At 66.7% G+C, this 17,708-nt stretch carries 18 protein-coding genes and 1 tRNA gene; 7 read left to right on the top strand and 12 right to left on the bottom strand.

What is annotated here, in order from left to right; translation table 11 throughout:
- The 9 genes from ACZK3W_RS08735 to pcnB all read right to left on the bottom strand — a co-directional run bounded on the left by ACZK3W_RS08735 (nt 1) and on the right by pcnB (nt 9,597).
- The gene (locus ACZK3W_RS08735) at nt 1-2,898 is read right to left on the bottom strand and encodes a type 2 lanthipeptide synthetase LanM family protein (protein WP_478450649.1); all 2,898 of its coding nucleotides are present in this window, start codon (nt 2,896-2,898) and stop codon (nt 1-3) included.
- 80 nt (nt 2,899-2,978) lie between these two features.
- Nucleotides 2,979-3,185 (bottom strand): DUF6229 family protein, encoded by a 207-nt coding sequence (locus tag ACZK3W_RS08730; protein ID WP_478450648.1) that lies wholly within the window; start codon nt 3,183-3,185, stop codon nt 2,979-2,981.
- Between the two features lie 316 nt (nt 3,186-3,501).
- Nucleotides 3,502-5,016: a glucose-6-phosphate isomerase gene (pgi, locus tag ACZK3W_RS08725; RefSeq protein ID WP_478450647.1), complete on the bottom strand. Its 1,515-nt coding sequence runs from the start codon at nt 5,014-5,016 to the stop codon at nt 3,502-3,504.
- On the bottom strand, nt 5,013-5,393 hold the full coding sequence (gene panD / locus ACZK3W_RS08720; RefSeq protein WP_032128853.1) for an aspartate 1-decarboxylase: 381 nt from the start codon (nt 5,391-5,393) through the stop codon (nt 5,013-5,015). Before panD ends, pgi begins: the two co-directional genes overlap by 4 nt.
- An 87-nt stretch (nt 5,394-5,480) precedes the next feature.
- Nucleotides 5,481-5,978 carry a hypothetical protein gene (locus ACZK3W_RS08715; protein WP_049400941.1) on the bottom strand — a complete coding sequence of 166 codons (498 nt, stop codon included), beginning with the start codon at nt 5,976-5,978 and terminating at the stop codon, nt 5,481-5,483.
- 64 nt (nt 5,979-6,042) lie between these two features.
- Nucleotides 6,043-6,882, bottom strand: coding sequence for a pantoate--beta-alanine ligase (gene panC / locus ACZK3W_RS08710; protein ID WP_478450646.1), 840 nt, complete (start codon nt 6,880-6,882; stop codon nt 6,043-6,045).
- Nucleotides 6,879-7,694, bottom strand: coding sequence for a 3-methyl-2-oxobutanoate hydroxymethyltransferase (gene panB, locus ACZK3W_RS08705; RefSeq protein WP_005416119.1), 816 nt, complete (start codon nt 7,692-7,694; stop codon nt 6,879-6,881). Before panB ends, panC begins: the two co-directional genes overlap by 4 nt.
- A gap of 34 nt (nt 7,695-7,728) precedes the next feature.
- Entirely contained in the window at nt 7,729-8,214 is a 486-nt protein-coding gene (folK, locus tag ACZK3W_RS08700) for a 2-amino-4-hydroxy-6-hydroxymethyldihydropteridine diphosphokinase (protein ID WP_478450645.1), read from the bottom strand.
- Nucleotides 8,215-8,217: 3 nt separating this feature from the next.
- Complete coding sequence (gene pcnB / locus ACZK3W_RS08695) at nt 8,218-9,597, bottom strand: polynucleotide adenylyltransferase PcnB (protein WP_478450831.1); 1,380 nt, start codon at nt 9,595-9,597, stop codon at nt 8,218-8,220.
- A gap of 52 nt (nt 9,598-9,649) precedes the next feature.
- On the opposite strand from pcnB, the gene ACZK3W_RS08690 reads away from it, so the two are divergent.
- Nucleotides 9,650-9,724, top strand: a tRNA-Glu gene (locus ACZK3W_RS08690).
- 377 nt (nt 9,725-10,101) lie between these two features.
- On the opposite strand, the gene ACZK3W_RS08685 is transcribed toward ACZK3W_RS08690, so the two are convergent.
- The gene (locus tag ACZK3W_RS08685) at nt 10,102-11,526 is read right to left on the bottom strand and encodes a sugar porter family MFS transporter (protein WP_329914603.1); all 1,425 of its coding nucleotides are present in this window, start codon (nt 11,524-11,526) and stop codon (nt 10,102-10,104) included.
- Between the two features lie 192 nt (nt 11,527-11,718).
- On the opposite strand from ACZK3W_RS08685, the gene fdxA reads away from it, so the two are divergent.
- A complete protein-coding gene (fdxA, locus tag ACZK3W_RS08680) occupies nt 11,719-12,042 on the top strand; it encodes a ferredoxin FdxA (protein WP_004153066.1) in 324 nt (107 codons plus the stop codon).
- A 243-nt stretch (nt 12,043-12,285) separates the two neighbouring features.
- Here the strand turns inward: fdxA and ACZK3W_RS08675 are convergent, their stop codons facing one another.
- The gene (locus ACZK3W_RS08675; protein ID WP_006432432.1) at nt 12,286-12,801 is read right to left on the bottom strand and encodes a hypothetical protein; all 516 of its coding nucleotides are present in this window, start codon (nt 12,799-12,801) and stop codon (nt 12,286-12,288) included.
- Nucleotides 12,802-12,833: 32 nt separating this feature from the next.
- Nucleotides 12,834-13,727 carry a 4-hydroxy-tetrahydrodipicolinate synthase gene (gene dapA / locus ACZK3W_RS08670; RefSeq protein WP_049463695.1) on the bottom strand — a complete coding sequence of 298 codons (894 nt, stop codon included), beginning with the start codon at nt 13,725-13,727 and terminating at the stop codon, nt 12,834-12,836.
- Nucleotides 13,728-13,891: 164 nt separating this feature from the next.
- Between dapA and ACZK3W_RS08665 the strand changes: the two genes are divergently transcribed.
- The 5 genes from ACZK3W_RS08665 (at nt 13,892) to ACZK3W_RS08645 (ending at nt 17,680) form a co-directional block, all read left to right on the top strand.
- On the top strand, nt 13,892-14,452 hold the full coding sequence (locus ACZK3W_RS08665) for a glycine cleavage system transcriptional repressor (RefSeq protein WP_005409051.1): 561 nt from the start codon (nt 13,892-13,894) through the stop codon (nt 14,450-14,452).
- Nucleotides 14,453-14,531: 79 nt separating this feature from the next.
- The gene (locus ACZK3W_RS08660; protein WP_182267592.1) at nt 14,532-15,011 is read left to right on the top strand and encodes a peroxiredoxin; all 480 of its coding nucleotides are present in this window, start codon (nt 14,532-14,534) and stop codon (nt 15,009-15,011) included.
- An 84-nt stretch (nt 15,012-15,095) separates the two neighbouring features.
- Nucleotides 15,096-16,496, top strand: coding sequence for a PhoH family protein (locus ACZK3W_RS08655; protein ID WP_010484287.1), 1,401 nt, complete (start codon nt 15,096-15,098; stop codon nt 16,494-16,496).
- On the top strand, nt 16,493-16,999 hold the full coding sequence (locus ACZK3W_RS08650; protein ID WP_004153046.1) for a hypothetical protein: 507 nt from the start codon (nt 16,493-16,495) through the stop codon (nt 16,997-16,999). The genes ACZK3W_RS08655 and ACZK3W_RS08650 overlap by 4 nt, the downstream gene beginning before the upstream one ends.
- A 12-nt stretch (nt 17,000-17,011) precedes the next feature.
- The gene (locus ACZK3W_RS08645; RefSeq protein WP_032128844.1) at nt 17,012-17,680 is read left to right on the top strand and encodes a YoaK family protein; all 669 of its coding nucleotides are present in this window, start codon (nt 17,012-17,014) and stop codon (nt 17,678-17,680) included.
- Nucleotides 17,681-17,708 lie beyond the last annotated feature (28 nt).

Here is a 17,708-nt window from a genome sequence, read left to right as displayed (position 1 = left end):
TCAGACCTCGGCCAGCACTGCTCGGTCCTGCGCGGCGCTGGAGCGCGACGCCGTCGCATCGACCCGCGCCGCTACCGTCTCCTGCAGCAGCGGCGACGGCAGCGTGCAGGCCGGATGCATGCGCAGGAAGCCATAGATCGTACCTGCCAGACCGATCATCAGGCCCGGAGTAAAGGCCGCGCGGGTCAGCCCGCCGACCATGCCCTGGTGCTCCTCGATCGAAGAAACGATCTCGATGGCGGCCTCGTCCTGCGGATAGGGACATCCCTCCGGATCCAGCGCAGCCGCAAGAACCAGCAGCTCCCGGGTGGACACATCGCCGTGGCACAGGGTGTGGCTGAACCCCCATTTGCCGCGCGCGTCGGCCACAGCCCGCCGCATGTCACGCAACTGCGCGGGATCGCCGGTGCGGGCATACAGATCCGCGGCCGCCAGACCGATGCCGACACTGCCATGGCACCAGGTCGGGAAATTCTTCTGCCCGTCCTCCAGGTGGATATCGCGCCAGCGCCCGGTATGCGTCTCGAACAGCGCCGCCTGGAACGCAAATGCTCCTTCGGCCAGCTGCCGCCAGGCGGCCCGCTCAGGCACGCTGCCGGCATCCGAACGCGCCAGCCGTGCCAGCGCCCAGCCCATCCCCATCGCGCCGTGGCCGAAGCCACCAATCGGCTCGCGGAACTGTGGCGTCGGCCAGCGTGCGCCGTCGGCATCGACGATCGCTGCTTCCTGCATGCGGCGCCCGGCTGCAGCCGCCAACTCCAGCCAGCGCGATCTGCCGGTGGCCTCGGCCAGCGCCAGCAACGGCAGGATCATGCCGGACACGCCATCAATCAGTTCGAATTTCACCGGCCCCTGGAAACCACGACGTTCCACTCCTTCCGCACAGCGCTCGGCCAGCGCGAGCAGTGCGGGGCGCTGCAGCAGATCATGCAATGCCAGCAGGGTCCAGATCTGCGAGCCCGAGCCGACGAAACCACCATCGATCTCGGCGGGATGGCGCTCGCACATGGTCTGGAACACCGCAATGGCGCCTTCGATGGCCGGATCCAACCCAGCCACCGAATCGGCACGTCCCTGCTCCACTTCCCGGCGGTAGGCCGCCAGCGCGAACGCAATGCCTCCCAGCCCGAAATACAGGTCGGGCTGCACCGGCTGGACGGTCCACCCGGTACGGGTCACCTCGGGCGTGATCCAGGTCATCGAACCATCTTCACCGTGCACGGCCAGACGCAGAAGATTCTCCACCGCGCGTGCCGCAAGCGTTCGTCGGCGCAGGTCCAGATCGTCCGCGCGAGGCTGCTGCGCGGCGTAGCTATAGCCGGACCGAGCCTCGGCGCGGGCCAGCGCGTGCTGGTTCAGGTCGGTGGCCACCAACGTGCTGCGGATGGTCACGTCTTCGAGGTCGATGCGCATCGAACGCCAGTTGTCGGCGATGGAGCGGATGCGGGTCGCGTCCAGCTGTGAAGTGAAGATCGGAATGTCACCGTGGCGCAGGTCGTCCACTTCTCCACGTACGGTTTCCAGGTCCGATGGCGCAGCCGGTGACACCGCTGCATTGCGCACCAGCAGATCGATCGCGCGTTCAACCGCCTGGGCTTCCTTGTGCAGCGATGCCGGATGCCAGAGCATCCGCCCGAGCTCGGCGTAGGCCATGGTCGGCCGCCGCACATCCCGCACCTGGCAGCCTTCGAAAGCCGCCAGGAGTAGCATCAGTTCGCCCTTTGCATCGAGCGCGCGCAGGCGCCCACTGGCGTCGATGAAGCCCTCGCTGATGTGGTCCCAGTACAACGAAACATCCGGCTGTGGGCTGGGGTGGTTCTGCGCGATGGCGACTTCGGCCTCGACCATGCCCAGCCGGGCCGGCCCCGTCCCATCCTCGACAATCACCGGCACCTGTACCCGCGGCTGCTCGCCCGGCAATGCGCCGGCGGCCGACAGGTCCACACCTTCCATGCCGAGGCCGGTGGTGCGGAACGGCACAATGCCGGTGCGCAGTACGGAATTGCGCATCAGCTTGATGGCCGTGTCGTAGGCGTCACCCAGGCCCGACGGCTCGACGTCGATCACCTGCGAGAACACACTTTCTGCATCGATCACGACCGGCACCGGCCCGACAGCGATCAGGTTCTCCAGATGGATGTCGGTACCACCGACCAGGCGCAGGATCGCCAGCCAATGGCCAAGACCGCGGTAGTAGGCACGCAGTTCTTCGTCATCGGCGCAATGACGGTGCGCGGCAAACGCGGCCCAGCCATGGCTGCCGCGATCAACCACACGCGGCACGCGCACCCGATCCGGGCCCTCGCCAAAGACCGCAGCGAGCAGGCCATCGAGCGCCGCATCGATGCGCAGCGAGCGCGGCTTGTACATCAGCACGCCGCCATCGAACTGCAGCCGTGCCACGGTCCGGCCGCCGCCGTGCAGGTCACCCCGTCCCAGCGCGATCGCACGCAGCGATCCTGCCGGACTGCCGAGCAGGTCCGTCAGCAGCGCACGATCACGGCCGATGCGCGCGGCCAGCTCCACCACAGCCGCACATTGTCCTTCGAGCATGCGCGACAGTCGCGGCAGCAGCACCGGGTAGCGTCGCTGCAGATGCTCATGGAAGCCCTCGCCGGTGGCGAGGGCCACGAATTCGTCCAGCGCACCGGCGCCCTCAAGCGGGCCGATGTCACCACCGCGCGCGGCCGCATGCAGTTCCAGCAGCAGTACGCGGTTGAGCTTGAGCTGGGCATGTTCACGAAGCGCCGCATCGCCCTGCTCATGCAGGAGTGCGCGCTCGTCTGGCCGCAGATCGATGGCGGGGTCATGCAGGCCAGCCGTCAACGCGGTGCGCGCGTCGACAAGAAAATGTTCGGTGATGCGCGCAAACGCGGCCGCAGCCGGAGAAGCGGTCATTACGCCCCCTGCAAAGTGTCCAGAGTCTGTTCCAGTCGCCGGCACGCAGCGCAAGCCGCTGCGTGCCGGCTCGGGCTACATCAACAGCACAGGCAGTGATTGACCACCGACATCGTGGTGGTGCACTCGGTACCGCCACCGGTGATCAGGGTGTCGGAGGCCGACGTGAGCGCGGACTCGGTGGCCCCAGCGCCATAGATGAACAGCGAACCCGCAGGGTTGGCAAACCCATCCACATCGTCCGAGCCATTGAGCCAGCCGGACACAACATCGTCGTTCAGATCCATTCGCAATCTCCTGTCATTCACAACATGAGGCGTTGAGGACATGGATCGATTCCACGTCCCTTCGGATACGGCCAGTCCCTGGCATCGACATCATGCTGCGAGCGATACTGGATGACAGGTACAGCCGCCCGTGCACACTGCATCCGCGTGTGAAGTGCGTCAAGCTGCGCTGCGGCAGGACGCACGAATACGCTGCACGTGCGGTACGGAAGTGACGTGGAATGAGTGGCCGCGCCGCCATTCCTGCGCGACCGGATCGAAGGCAACCGGAGAGGCATCGGATGGCCGGCCGGCGCCGGCACATCCGCAGGCCGGGTCAGCCCTTCAGCTGCGCCAGGATCTCGCGGGTCATCGGATCGGCAACCGCCACATCCTCACCCTGCAGCGCCGGCAACAGGCCACTGGCCAACTGCTTGCCAAGCTCGACACCGAACTGGTCGAACGCGTTGATGTTCCAGATCACCGACTGCACATACACGGCGTGTTCGTACATGGCGATCAGCGCACCCAGCGCCTGCGGGGTCAGCGCGTCGAGCAGGATCAGCGTGCTCGGGCGGCCGCCCGGGTAATCACGATGCGGGTCGTCGCTGCTCTGGCCATTGGCCAGTGCTTCGGTCTGCGCCAGCAGATTGGCCAGCAGGGCCTGATGATTGATCGTGTAGGGATCATCGTTGTGCACGCAGCCGATGAAATCTGCCGGAACGATGCTGGTGCCCTGATGCAGTGCCTGGAAGAAGCTGTGCTGCACATCGGTGCCCGCGCCGCCCCACCACACCGGCACGGTGTCGGTGGTGACCGGCTGGCCGTCACGCTGCACGCGCTTGCCCAGGCTTTCCATCACCAGCTGCTGCAGGTAGGCCGGCAGCAGCGCCAGGCGCTGGTCGTAAGTCATCACCGCATGCGTGGCATGGCCCAGCACGTTGCGGTTCCAGATGTCGGTCAGGCCGTGCAGCACCGGCAGGTTGCGCTCCAGCGGTGCATCCAGCGCGTGCGCATCCATCTGCGCGGCGCCGTCCAGCAGCTGCTCGAAGCGCTCGAAGCCGATCGCAAGCGCGATCGGGAAACCAACGGCCGACCACAGCGAATAACGGCCACCGACCCAGTCCCACATCGGCAGTACGCGATCGGCAGCGATCGCGAAGGCCTTGGCGGCACGTTCCGGATTGGCACTGACCGCGTACAGGCGCTCGCTGCCACCCAGCCAGTCGTGCACGATCTGGCCGTTGAGCAGGGTTTCCTGGGTACCGAAGGTCTTGGAGATGAGGATGCCGGCGGTCTTCGCCGGATCCAGCGTGGCCAGTGTGCGCTGCATGGCGGCGCCGTCCACGTTCGATACGAAATGCACGCGCAGGCGCGCACCGGTGACCGGGCGCAGCGCATCGGCGACCAGGCGCGGACCGAGATCGGAACCACCGATGCCGACGCTGACCACGTCAGTGACGCCGCTGTCTTCCAGCGCACGCACCAGCACGCCCATGCGCTGGCGGATGTCGCGCGCGGTGGCATAGGCCTCGGCCGCCACCGGCGCATCGACCACGTCGCCGCGCAGCGCGGTATGCAGCGCGGCGCGACCTTCGGTCAGGTTGACCTGCTCGCCACGGAACAAGCGGGTGATGGCACCGCCGACATCACGGTCGGCGGCCAACGTGAGCAGGGCCTGCAACGCCGCGGCATCGTATTTCTGCCGCGCGAAATTGACATACAACGGACCGACCCGCAGCGCCAGGTCCTGCACGCGGCCGGGTTCGGCGGCGAGCAGGCTGGGAATGCTTGCGCCCTTCAGGCGCTGGGCGTGGGAATGCAGCGAGTCGAATCCGTTGTTCGTTGTCATGCGGCCTGGGTCGGGATCGTGTCGTTGGTGTGGGAGATCTGGTTCTTGCCATCAACGTACACCAGCTTCGGCTTGAAGCTGTCAGCTTCCTGCTCGGTCATGCTGGCGAACGCGGCGATGATGATGATGTCACCGACCTGCACGTGGCGCGCGGCGCCACCGTTGAGCGAGACAACGCCGCTGCCTGCTTCGGCGCGGATGGCGTAGGTCGAGAAGCGCGCACCGTTGGTCACGTCCCAGATGTGCACCTGCTCGAACTCGCGGATGCCGGTGGCAGCCAGCAGGTTGTCATCGATGGCGATCGAGCCTTCGTAGTTCAGCTCGGAATGGGTGACGGTGGCGCGGTGGATCTTGGTCTTGAGCAGGGACAGGTGCATGGGGGCGCTGCAACGGCAAAGGAAAGAGCGGATTCTAGCACCCGCTTGGCCATCGTCAGGGGGCCGCAGCAGGACGCTGAGGGCTGTTCAGGCCCCCTCCCCCGGCGGCGGCGGCGCGGCATGCCCGGAACGGCCCTCCAGAGACAGCCGGAACACCGTATGGAAGGCCAGCCCGGCGACCAGGCCGAAGCCACCTGCGGCCAGCACCTGCAAGGCATAGCTGATCACGTCGAAGGTGTCGACATAGCGCAGGCGCTGCAGCAGCGGACCATTGTCCGCGCCCGGCCAGGTGCAGGTGGCCATGGCCAGCGCGCCCAGTCCGAAGCCGACCAGCACGAATCCAGTCCGGCGCAGCCGCTGTTGAGACTGCAGGATCAGCGCCATCGGCAGCAACACCGCGATCGCATTGCACACGGCCAACACGAACATCAGCCCACCGCCGGTGAGCGCAGGCATCGGCGTGCGCCTGAATTCAAGCGCGAACAACAGGCCGCCAAACAACTGGGCCGGCAGCATGCCGGCGGCCAGCACCGCCAGGATCGAGGCCTGGGCAAGACGGCCGGTATCAGTGCTGGGGGTCTTCATTTTCGGTCCCGTCCGTGGGAAGTCGAGAGGCGCCCGTTGCGGGCGCCCCGGAGCCGCATGCGGCTCAGAACTCCAGGTTGTCGATCAAGCGGGTAGTACCCAGCCGCGCGGCGATCAGCGCCACGCGGCCACCGCCGTCGAAGGTCGGCTCGGCCAGCTCCGGGGTCCGCAGCACTGCATAGTCGACCTGGAAACCGGCCACCTGCAATGCCGCCGTGGCGTCGGCCTCGATGCGATCACGTGCCTGCCCGGCCACGTAGCCTTCGCGCATGCCCAGCAGGGTACGGTGGATGGTGGTCGCAAGCGGGCGCTGTTCGGCGCTCAGGTACTGGTTGCGCGAACTCTTGGCCAGGCCATCCTCGTCGCGCACGATGTCCGCACCGACGATCTGGATCGGGAACGACAGCTCGGCCACCATCTGGCGGATGACCGCCAACTGCTGGTAATCCTTGCGGCCGAACACGGCCACATCCGGCTGCACCTGCAGGAACAGGCGCGCGACCACCGTGCACACGCCATCGAAGTGACCCGGGCGGCTGGCGCCTTCCAGCACTTCACTCACGCCCGGCGCGTGCATGCGCGTGGTCTTGTCCACGCCCAGCGGGTACATCGCCTCGACGCTGGGCAGCCACACCGCATCGCAGCCGGCCTGCTCCAGCCCGGCCACGTCGGCCTCGGGCGTGCGCGGGTAGCGGCTGAAATCCTCGTTCGGCCCGAACTGGGTCGGGTTGACGAAGATGCTCGCCACCACCTTGTCGGCGTACTGGCGGGCCAGGGTCACCAGCGAATGGTGACCCCCATGCAGGTTGCCCATGGTCGGCACCAGCGCCACGCGCAGGCCCTCGCGCTTCCACTGGGCGATCTGCCCGCGCAGTGCGCCGAGCTCGTTGAAGGTCTGGATCATTGGGCGTAGGCGTGCTGTTCGTCGGGGAAGCTGCCGTCGCGCACGGCGTCGGCATAGGCGCGGGTGGCACCGGCCACCGAACCGCCTTCGGCAAGGAAATCCTTGACGAACTTGGGACGGCGATGACCACTGTCCAGGCCGAGGAAATCATGCAGCACCAGCACCTGGCCATCGCACTGCGGGCCTGCGCCAATGCCGATGGTCGGCACATCCACCGCAGCGGTCACTTCGGCGGCGACCGGAGTCGGCACGCATTCGAGCACCATGATGCTGGCGCCGGCAGCGGCCACAGCCTTGGCATCTTCCACCAGCTGGCGCGCGGCATCGCCACGACCCTGGATCTTGAAGCCGCCCAGTCGCAGCACCGACTGCGGGGTCAGGCCCAGATGCGCGCAGACCGGAATCTCGCGCTCCACCAGGTAGCGGATGATGTCGACCTTGAAGCCGGCACCTTCGATCTTGACCATCTCGGCGCCGGCCTGCAGCAGCTGCAACGAGGCATCCAGCGCGCGCTCCGGGGTGGCATCGGCGCCGAACGGCAGGTCGGCCACCAGCAACGCACGCTGCAGCACGCGGGCCACGGCGCGGGTGTGGTAGACCATGTCGGCCACGGTCACCGGCAAGGTCGAATCATGGCCCTGCACGACCATGCCCAGCGAATCGCCGATCAGGATCAGGTCGACGCCGTTGGCATCGAAAGTGCGGGCGAAGCCGGCGTCGTAGGCGGTCAACATGACCAGCTTCTGGCCATTGCGCTTGGCCTCGGCCAGGGCGGGAACGGTCCAGGGCTTGCTGTCTGCGTGGGTGCTCATGTGCTGATAACCGGGGGAGATAACCCGGGCATTATCACCCTATCGGCGCAATCCCGCAGGCATCCACCCGCATCACTGCATCCCGCACGCGGCCATGGCCGGGAATGGCCAGATCCGGCGCGATTTCGGCCAGCGGCACCAACACGAAGGCACGCTCGTGCAGGTAAGGATGCGGCACCTGCAGACCAGGCTGGTCGAGCACCTGCGCGCCATACAGCAGCAGGTCCAGGTCCAGCGCGCGCGGGCCCCAGTGCACCGCCGGATCGCGTACGCGACCAAAACGCTGCTCCAGCGCCAGCATCGCCTGCAGCAGCGTATCGGCGGGCAGCGTGGTCTCGACCGCAGCCACCGCGTTGACGAACGGCGGCTGGTCTTCATTGCCCCAGGCCGGCGTGGCGTACAGCCTTGAGGCTTTGCGCAGGCGGGTATCGGGCAGGCCGTCGAGCGCGGCAATCGCCGCGCCGAGGGTGACGGCCGCGTCGCCAAGGTTGGCGCCGAGGCCGATCCAGGCAAGGGTCATCGTTTACTCGCCAGCCGCACCGGCCGCGGCACCCGGACGACGGCGGCGACGGCGGCGCTTGCGCGGTGCCCCGCTCTCGTCATCCCCCTCTTCGCTGTGCATCACGTCCAGCGATGATTCCAGCTCGCGACCGGACTGCGCCTGCGCCTCACGCCAGAACTCGACATCGGCGGCGTGCTCGGCCGAGGCCACCTGGCGCAGGCTGAGGAAGTCGAACGCAGCGCGGAAGCGCGGATGGGTCAGGGTACGGAACACGCGCTTGCGCTGGCGCGAGCTGAAGCGCGACTGCAGCAGCCAGATTTCCTGCATCGGCAGCGAGAAGCGGCGCGGCAGCGCGATGGTGCTCAGCTGCTGCACCGTGACGCGATCGGCGGCACGGCGCTGCGCCTCTTCCGGTGCCACGCCCTGCTTGAGCAGGGTTGCCTGGGCCCGGCAGAACGCCGGCCACAGCAGCAGCGCAAACAGGAACGCGGGCGAGACTGGTTCATCGTTGGCCACGCGGGCATCGGTGTTGGCCAGGCCCTCCACCAGCATGCGGCGCAGCGCGCCGGTGCGGTTGGACTTCAGCGCCTTGGCGCTTTCAGGGAACAGCACGTCCAGCAGGCCGTAGCGCTCAAGGCCTTCGAAGCTGGCCACGCCGTGCCCGGACAGGAACAGCTTGAGCACTTCCTCGAACAGGCGCGCCGGTGCGGCTTCGTTGAGCAGGCCCGCCAGGTGCGGGATCGGCGCGGCGGTGCCCTCTTCGATCTGGAAGCCGAGTTTGGCCGCCAGGCGCACCGCACGCAGCATGCGCACCGGATCTTCGCGATAACGCTGCTCGGGGTCGCCGATCAGCTTCATCAGGCGCGCCTGGACGTCCTCGAAGCCGCCGGTGTAATCACGCACCGAGAAGTCCTCGATGGCGTAGTACAGGGCGTTGCAGGTGAAGTCGCGGCGGATGGCGTCGTCTTCGATGGTGCCGTACACGTTGTCGCGCACGAGCATGCCGTTTTCCATCTCGCGGTCGCCGCTGCCGTCATCGCTGTTGGCACGGAACGTGGCCACTTCGATGATCTCGCGGCCGAACACAACATGGGCCAGGCGGAATCGGCGGCCGATCAGGCGGCAGTTGCGGAACAACTGCTTGACCTGCTCGGGCGTGGCGTCGGTGGCCACGTCGAAATCCTTGGGTTGGCCATTGACCAGCAGATCGCGCACCGCGCCGCCGACAAGGTAGGCGCCGAAGCCGGCATCGCGCAGGCGATAAAGCACGCGCAGGGCGTTCGGGCTGATGTCCTTGCGGGAGATCGTGTGCTGGTCGCGCGGGATGACGCGCAGGCTGAACGGTGATGTAGCAGAGGAAATGATGTTGGCGCTTCCGGTTGAAGTTTCGGGATTGCCCAATGGCATCGAGGTGCATATACTAGCGCTCCTGCCTCGGCAGCGACACAGTTACGCTCCCTTCGTCTAGTGGTTAGGACGTGGCCCTCTCAAGGCTAAAACAGGGGTTCGAGTCCCCTAGGGAGCGCCAGTCGCCGCAGCAGGAACCGAAAAAGCCCGCCTTTGTGCGGGCTTTTCTGTTTTCCGGGGTTTGCATTGGCATCGGTCGGCCTGGTCGCAGTAGCGCCTTCCTGTTCCTGCGCGGGAGGGGGCGGGCCACCCCCTCCAGACGATTTCCCGCGACGGCGGCACGAACAGCCTCGCTCCTCCGCAGCCAATTCAATCCCGACGCGCAGACCTGCGTCCGCCACCCGCAATGTGTCGAGAGGCTGCAGGCCAGCCGATCCAGGACCGTTGGCGCCATGGATGGCGCCATCGAGCCCCATGGATGGGTTTACGGCGTGTCCTGGATCGGCTGGCCTGCAGTCTCCCCACGGAGAAAGGAGGCGCTGAAACACAGGCCGGCCGTCAGCCTTCCATCTGCTCCAGCTCCTTGCCCTTGGTCTCGCGCACGTAGCGGACCACGAAGAAGATCGAAAGGATCGCCACGACCATATAGATGCCATAGGCACCGGCCAGGCCGATGCCGGCCAGCAGCATCGGGAAGGTCACGGTAATGGCGAAGTTCGAGGTCCATTGCGCCGCGCCGGCCACCGCCAGTGCCGGGCCGCGGATCTGGTTCGGGAACATTTCGCCCAGCATCACCCACATCACCGGGCCCCAGGACATGTTGAAGAACACCACGTAGACGTTGGCCGCAACCAGCGCCAGCCGGCCCATGCCGTCGGACAGCTGCAGGCGACCATCGGCCAGGCTGCCACTGGCGAAGGCGACCACCATCAGCACCAGCGCCACCGACATCCCAACCGAGCCGATCCACAGCAGCGGCTTGCGCCCGATGCGGTCGATCAACAGCACCGTCAGCAGGCAGGCGCCGATGCTCAGCGCGCCGGACAGCACGTTGATCAGCAGCGCGTCGCTTTCCGAGAAGCCCACCGCCTGCCACAGCACCGCGCCGTAATAGAACACCACGTTGATGCCGACCAGCTGCTGGAACATGGCCAGGCCAATGCCTACCCAGAGGATCGGGCGCAGCTTGCCGGTGACCGTGTCGCGCAGGTCGCTGAAGCGCGGCTTGTGCTGATCCTGGGCCAAGCTGGCTTCGATCTCGGCCTGCTTGGTCGCCGCTGCCGCCTCGCCGTACAGCCGCGACAGTACCGCCCTCGCCTGCTGCTGACGCCCCTTCAGGACCAGGAAGCGCGGGCTTTCCGGAATCACCAGCAACAACAGCAGGAACAGCCCGGACGGCAGCGCCTGCATCCAGAACATCCAGCGCCAGGCCTCATGGCCCAGCCATAGCGGCTCGGTTGACGCCCCAGCAGCTCGGGCCAGCAGGTAATTGCTGAGGAAGGCGGCGAACAGGCCGCAGATGATCGCCATCTGCTGCACCGTGGCCAAACGCCCGCGATAGCGCGCCGAGGCCACCTCGGCAATGTAGGCCGGCGACATCACGCTGGCCGCGCCCACCGCGAAGCCGCCGAGCACCCGTGCGGCGATGAACAGCCAGGAAGCGTGAGCGGCACCGGCGCCCAGCGCCGAGACCAGGAACATCAGTGCCGAGGCAATCAGCACGCCACGACGGCCCAGGCGATCCCCCAGCCAGCCGGCCAGGAAGGCACCGATCGCGCAGCCCAGCAGCATCGAGGCGACTTCGAAACCGAGCGCCGCCTCGCTGGAGTTGAAGGCCTGGCGCAGGCCGTCGACCGTGCCATTGATGACACCACTGTCGAAGCCGAACAGGAATCCACCCAGCGTGGCCACGCAGCTGATCAGGACGATGAATGCAGTGTTCTCACCGCCATGGGAGGCGATGTTGGGCTGGGCTGGGGACATGAACGATCCTGCTGGGAAGGGGTCCGGCCATCCAACGCAGCCGGCTGACCCGCAGCGTCGCACAGGCCTCACCCTGCCGCCAACGACCACCACGGCCGCGCCTGCCAGACGCCCGATTTCCGCCCCGCGCCGACACCGGGGGCCAACCTGTTCTAGAATTGGCGGGTTCAGGAATCGATCCACCCCCAGCCCATGCCCTTTGTCGTCACCGAAAACTGCATCAAGTGCAAACACACCGATTGCGTGGAAGTATGTCCCGTGGATTGCTTCCACGAAGGCCCGAACTTCCTGGTGATCGACCCGGATGAGTGCATCGACTGCACCCTCTGCGAACCGGAATGCCCGGTCAACGCGATCTTCCCGGAGGACGATGTTCCTGCCGGCCAGGAGAGCTTCGTCGCCCTCAACGCCGAGCTGGCGAAGGAGTGGCCGGTACTGACCGTGCGCAAGGACCCGCCCGCCGACGCCGGCGAATGGGACGGCAAGCCGGACAAGCTGAAGCTGCTGGAGCGCTGAGAAGCGCCTCTTGCCGCAACGAAAAGGGCGCCTATGGCGCCCTTTTTCGTTGCTCGGCAGATAGCATCCGCGCGATCCGATAGATGCCAACCGCAAGATCCGATAGGTGCCAACCGCAGGATCCGGTAGCTGCCAACCGCAGGATCCGGTAGGTGCCAACCTTGGTTGGCACAGAAGCGCCGACCAAGGTCGGCCTCTACCCGGGCACGTGCGGACCTGGGCCCGCACCTACCCGACCGGCCCTTACTGGGCCAGCTTTGCCTTGAGCGCGGCGATCAGCTTCACCGGCGCTTCTGCAGTGGCCGGCAGGCCACGCGGGTCGACCGCGGAGATGTAGGCGCCGGCATCGACGGCGACCACGCGGACCAGGAAGTTGCTGCCTTCGTAGGCCACGTCATACGAGCCCAGCAGCTGCGCGCGGCTGGCGATGGTCACGCCTTCCACGCCTTCCAGCGCGGTGCCGACCTTGGCGAAAGCCTCGTCCTTGCCGCCGGCGATGGTGAAACCGGTGTTGCCCACGGCCGGGGCCGCAGCCACCGGGGCCGCCGGCTTGGTCGCCGAGGCAAGGGTCGGCACCTTGTTGTCACTGGTGGCGTTGGGCAGGTTCAGGTCCGGCGGCACTTCCAGCGGACGCATTTCCGGGGCCAGGGCGTAGTCGCCCTTGACGCCACGCTTGAAGCAGCCGGTGGTGCCGGCGGCAACGGCCACCGCAAGCAGGGCGTAGGACAGCACGCGGACGGTGGATACGGATTGACGCATGTGAATCTCCTGGGTCAGACCAAGACGGAAGGTCAGTGGCTGGAAAGGGCTTCGAGGGCGGCGATGTCGCCGGCAAGATGATCGGCCGCCGGATGGTGCGCCGCCGACAGCGGCAGCAGCGGCAGGCGCAGGTCGTGACCGATGCCGATACGGCGCAGCAGCGCCTTGACCGGAATCGGGTTCGGCTCAACGCCGCAGAAATCATGGAACGGCTGCAGGCGCGCATCCCAGGACCCGGTGGCTTCGTGGTCGTGGGCGGCAGCCAGCTCGCACATCCGGCGGTAGGCGCCGGGCAGCACGTTGGAGCCGACCGAGATCAGGCCATCGATACCGGCCTGGATCGAGCGCGCCGCCGTACCGTCGTCGCCACTGAGCACGGCAAACTGCGGGCTGCGCAGGGCGAGCAGCGCCTGCACCCGGCCGGTGTCACCCACCGCCTCCTTGATGCCGACGATGTTGGGATGGCTGGCCAGTTCGGCCACGGTCTCCGGCTGCATGTCGCACCCGGTACGGCCGGGCACGTTGTACAGCACGACCGGCAGCCCGCCCTGGTCGGCAACCGCGCGGTAGTGGGCGATCAGGCCGGCCTGGGTCGGCCGCACGTACGGCGGGGTGACCACCAGCGCGTGGCTGGCGCCAAGCGCGGCGGCACGGCGGGTCTGTTCGATGGTCTTGGCGGTGCCCGACAGGCCGGTACCGGCCATGACCGGGATGCGGCCGCCGATGCGCTCGACCGCGCTGGCCAGCAGCAGGTCGTACTCGGCATCGGTGAGGGTCGCTGCTTCACCGGTCGAGCCGGCTACGACAACGCCATGGACGCCACCTTCCAGTTGCAGGTGCAGCAGGCGCTGCCAACCGTCGGGATCGAGGGCGCCGTCGGCCCGGAACGGGGTCGCCAGCGCGGTGATGAGGCCGGAAAGGGACAAGGACGTGCTGCTCTTGGCTGGAAAGGGAAAACGCCCGCCACGAAAGGCCGGGGGCGACCTGAATGTTACTTGCGGCGCGAAAGCACGGGCAAGTATGCTGGACACCGGTGGATCCCCGCCTCTGGCGGGCATTCAGACTAACGCATGCATTACCCGGAATCGCCTTGACCGACACCACCCCGCGCCCCGCGCCGAGCGAAAACCACCTCCTGATCAACGCCTACACGACGCATCCGGAGTCCCCCCTGCTGTCCGTCACCCGCCGCATTGCCGACAGCGGCTGCAATCTGGTGGACGCACGCCTGGCCACGGTCGGCCGCGATGTCTCGGTCACCGCCCTGGCCACCGGCTCCTGGGACTCGGTGGCCAAGCTGGAAGCGATGCTGACCCGGCTGGAGCGCGAAGAGGGCCTGAAGCTGGTCTGGTACCGCACTGCCGCCAAGCAGGCGCAGTCCAACCTGCTGCCGTACATCGTCGAAGTGATCGCCGCCGACAAGCCGGGCATCCTGTTCCAGCTGGCCGATTTCTTCGACCGCCAGGGCATCACCATCGAGAACCTGCAGAGCACGCGCTACCGCGCCATGCAGACCGGTGCGGAGATGTTCAGCGCGCAGGTCACCATCGGCGTGCCGGCCAACATGCACATCGCCGCGCTGCGCGACGACTTCCTTGAATTCTGCGACCACCTGAACCTGGACGCGATCATGGACCCGATGAAATTCTGATTCTTCGCGCGCCTCTCACGGGCGCGTGGCGTTTCATGCAATTGTCGTAGAAAGAACCCAGGCTCGACAGAAGGACCTCATGAACAACGGCGATACCCTGGACAGCACCACCCTCTCCCTGCCGCTGGCGCTGTCCGGTGGCGAACAGGCCACTCTCGGCGACTACGCTGGCCACTGGCTGGTGCTGTACTTCTATCCCAAGGACAGCACCCCCGGCTGCACCACCGAAGGCATCGACTTCAACGCACTGCTGCCGAAATTCAAGAAGGCAGGCGCGGTGGTACTCGGTGTCTCGCGCGACTCGGTGAAGTCGCACGACAACTTCTGTGCCAAGCAGGGCTTCAACTTCCCGTTGGTCAGCGATGGCGACGAAGCGCTGTGCAGCGCCTTCGACGTGATCAAGATGAAGAACATGTACGGCAAGCAGGTACGTGGCATCGAACGCAGCACCTTCCTGATTTCCCCCGACAGCCGCATCGTGCAGTCCTGGCGCAAGGTCAAGGTTGCCGGCCATGCCGATGCCGTTCTCACCGAACTGAAGGCCTCCCAGTCCAAGTGAGTCCCACTGCCTACTGTGTCTGCCATCACCCTGCCCCGCAGCAGGCCGTGGTGGTTTTTCCCTGTCCGTAACCAGGAATCGACGATGACCCGAGGCAAGCGCATCTACGTGCTGGATACCAACGTGCTGATGCACGATCCCACCGCGCTGTTCAAATTCGAGGAGCACGACGTCTACCTGCCCATGCAGGTGATCGAGGAGCTGGACAACGGCAAGAAGGGCACCTCCGAAGCGAGCCGCAACGCCCGCCAGGTGAGCCGCTTCCTCAACGAGCTGGTGCAGGAATCCGGCCTGGACAACCTGGCCGACGGCATTCCGCTGCAGCGACCCAATGGCCTGCAGCTGCGCGGCAAGCAAAGCGCCGGCAAGCTGCGCTTCCAGACCAGCCATTTCGACGCCGGCAAGAGCTTCGGCAAGGTCATCCCGGACAACGCCATCCTCGGCGCGATCCTGGCACTGAAGGAAGAAACCCCGGACCTGCCGGTGGTGTTCGTTTCCAAGGACATCAACCTGCGGATCAAGGCCGCGATCGCCGGCATCGTGTCCGAGGACTACGAGAACGACCGCGCGCTGGACGATTTCAGCCTGCTCTACACCGGCGCCACCGAGCTGCCGGAAGACTTCTGGAAGCGCCACGGCGATGACCTGCGCAGCTGGAGCGACAAGGGCCGCACGCATTACGAAATCCTGGCGCAGGATGGCGAGGAGTGGTACCCGAACCAGTACGTCTACCTGCCTGGCGAAGATGAAGTCGAGCTGCGCGTCAGCCGCGTGGTCGGCGACGGCAAGGTGGTGCTGTCACTGGTCGATGATTTCCGCCACGGCAGCCACGCCGTGTGGGGCATCAGCGCACGCAACCGAGAACAGAACTTCGCGCTCAACGCACTGATGGATCCGGAGATCGACTTCGTCACGCTGCTGGGTACCGCCGGCACCGGCAAGACCCTGCTGGCGCTGGCCGCCGGCCTGGCGCAGACGATGGACCAGCAGCGCTACCGCGAGATCATCATGACCCGCGCCACGGTCAGCGTCGGCGAGGACATCGGCTTCCTGCCCGGCACCGAGGAAGAGAAGATGACGCCGTGGATGGGTGCACTGACCGACAACCTGGAAGTGCTCACGCACAACCAGGAAGGCGGCACCTGGGGACGCCAGGCGACCAACGACCTGCTCGCCAGCCGCATCAAGATCCGCTCGATGAACTTCATGCGCGGCCGCACCTTCCTGTCGCGCTACCTGATCCTGGACGAGGCGCAGAACCTCACCCCCAAGCAGATGAAGACGCTGATCACCCGTGCCGGACCCGGTACCAAGATCGTCTGCCTGGGCAACGTCGAGCAGATCGACACCCCGTACCTGACCGAGACCACCTCGGGCCTGACCTACGCGGTGGATCGCTTCAAGAACTGGCCGCACAGTGCGCACATCACCCTGCGCCGAGGCGAACGCTCGCGCCTGGCCGATTACGCTTCGGAGGTGTTGTGAACCGCTGCACCCGCCTGCTGCTGCCCACGGCTGCGATCGCCCTCGCAGCCGCCCTGGGTGCCTGCACCACCACGCGCGGCCCGGCCAGCGTGCCGACCGCCGAGCGTACCGGCCAATCCTGGGTGGTCACCCGCCCGATCATCGCCGCGCAGGTGCTCGATACCTGCTCGCGCCCCAGTCCCGGCCGCGAGGCCGGGCGGGTCAGTGGTTACTGGGCGCCCAGCCGGCAGCAGATCGACCAGCTGGAAGCGCAGCTGTCGTCGCTGGAATCACAGGTACCGAAGGTGCTGGACTTCGACCGCCAATACGTCGGCATCGAAAGCGCCGGCAAGCGTCTGATCTACATCAACGCCTTCCATCTGCCCGACGACAGCGGCATCAACCCGGCACGGGAAGCGATCCGCGTCTGTGACGGCGGCACGCAGTTCTGGGGCGCGGTATTCGACCCGGCCAGCAACACCTTCAGCGAGCTGCAGTTCAACGGCGGCTTCGGCGGGCCCTGAGGGGCCCCGCCGATGGGAATACGCCTGCCCACCTGGGTCTGGATCGGCGCGGTCGCGCTCTCGTGCGTTGCCGGCATGGTCAACGTGGTCGGCTTCCTCGGTTTCGAGCACCAGGCGGTCAGCCACATGACCGGCAGCACCAGCCAGCTGGGCATGGCGCTGGCCCAGGGTGACTGGCGCGCGGTCGGCCACCTGTGGGGATTGCTGATCGCGTTTTCACTGGGCGCGATGCTCAGCGGCCTGCTGATCCAGGACAGCGCATTGCAGCTGGGCCGCCGCTACGGTGTCGCGCTGGCGCTGGAATCGGCACTGCTGCTGGTGGCCATTCCGCTGTTCGAACAGCATCAGATCTGGGGTGCACTGGCCGCCGCCATGGCCTGCGGCCTGCAGAACGCGATGGCCACCACCTTCAGTGGCGCGGTGGTGCGCACCACCCACCTCAGCGGCATGTTCACCGACCTCGGCATCGGCCTGGGCCACCTGCTGCGTGGACTGCCGCTGCAGGTTCGACGGCTGACCCTCAGCGGCCTGATCATCAGCGGCTTCCTCGGCGGCGGCATCCTCGGCGCCTGGTTGTTCATGCGCTGGCAGTACGACGCCCTGCTCGCCCCCGCCCTGCTGACCGGCCTGACCGGGCTGGGGTATGTGGTGTACCAGCAGTGGGCGCGCTGGCGGCATTGAATCAAAGGCATCCACGCATGGCGCGGAT

It is taken from the genome of Stenotrophomonas sp. 80084_Sma (assembly GCF_056481995.1).
This window is presented reverse-complemented; position numbering and strand designations above follow the sequence as displayed.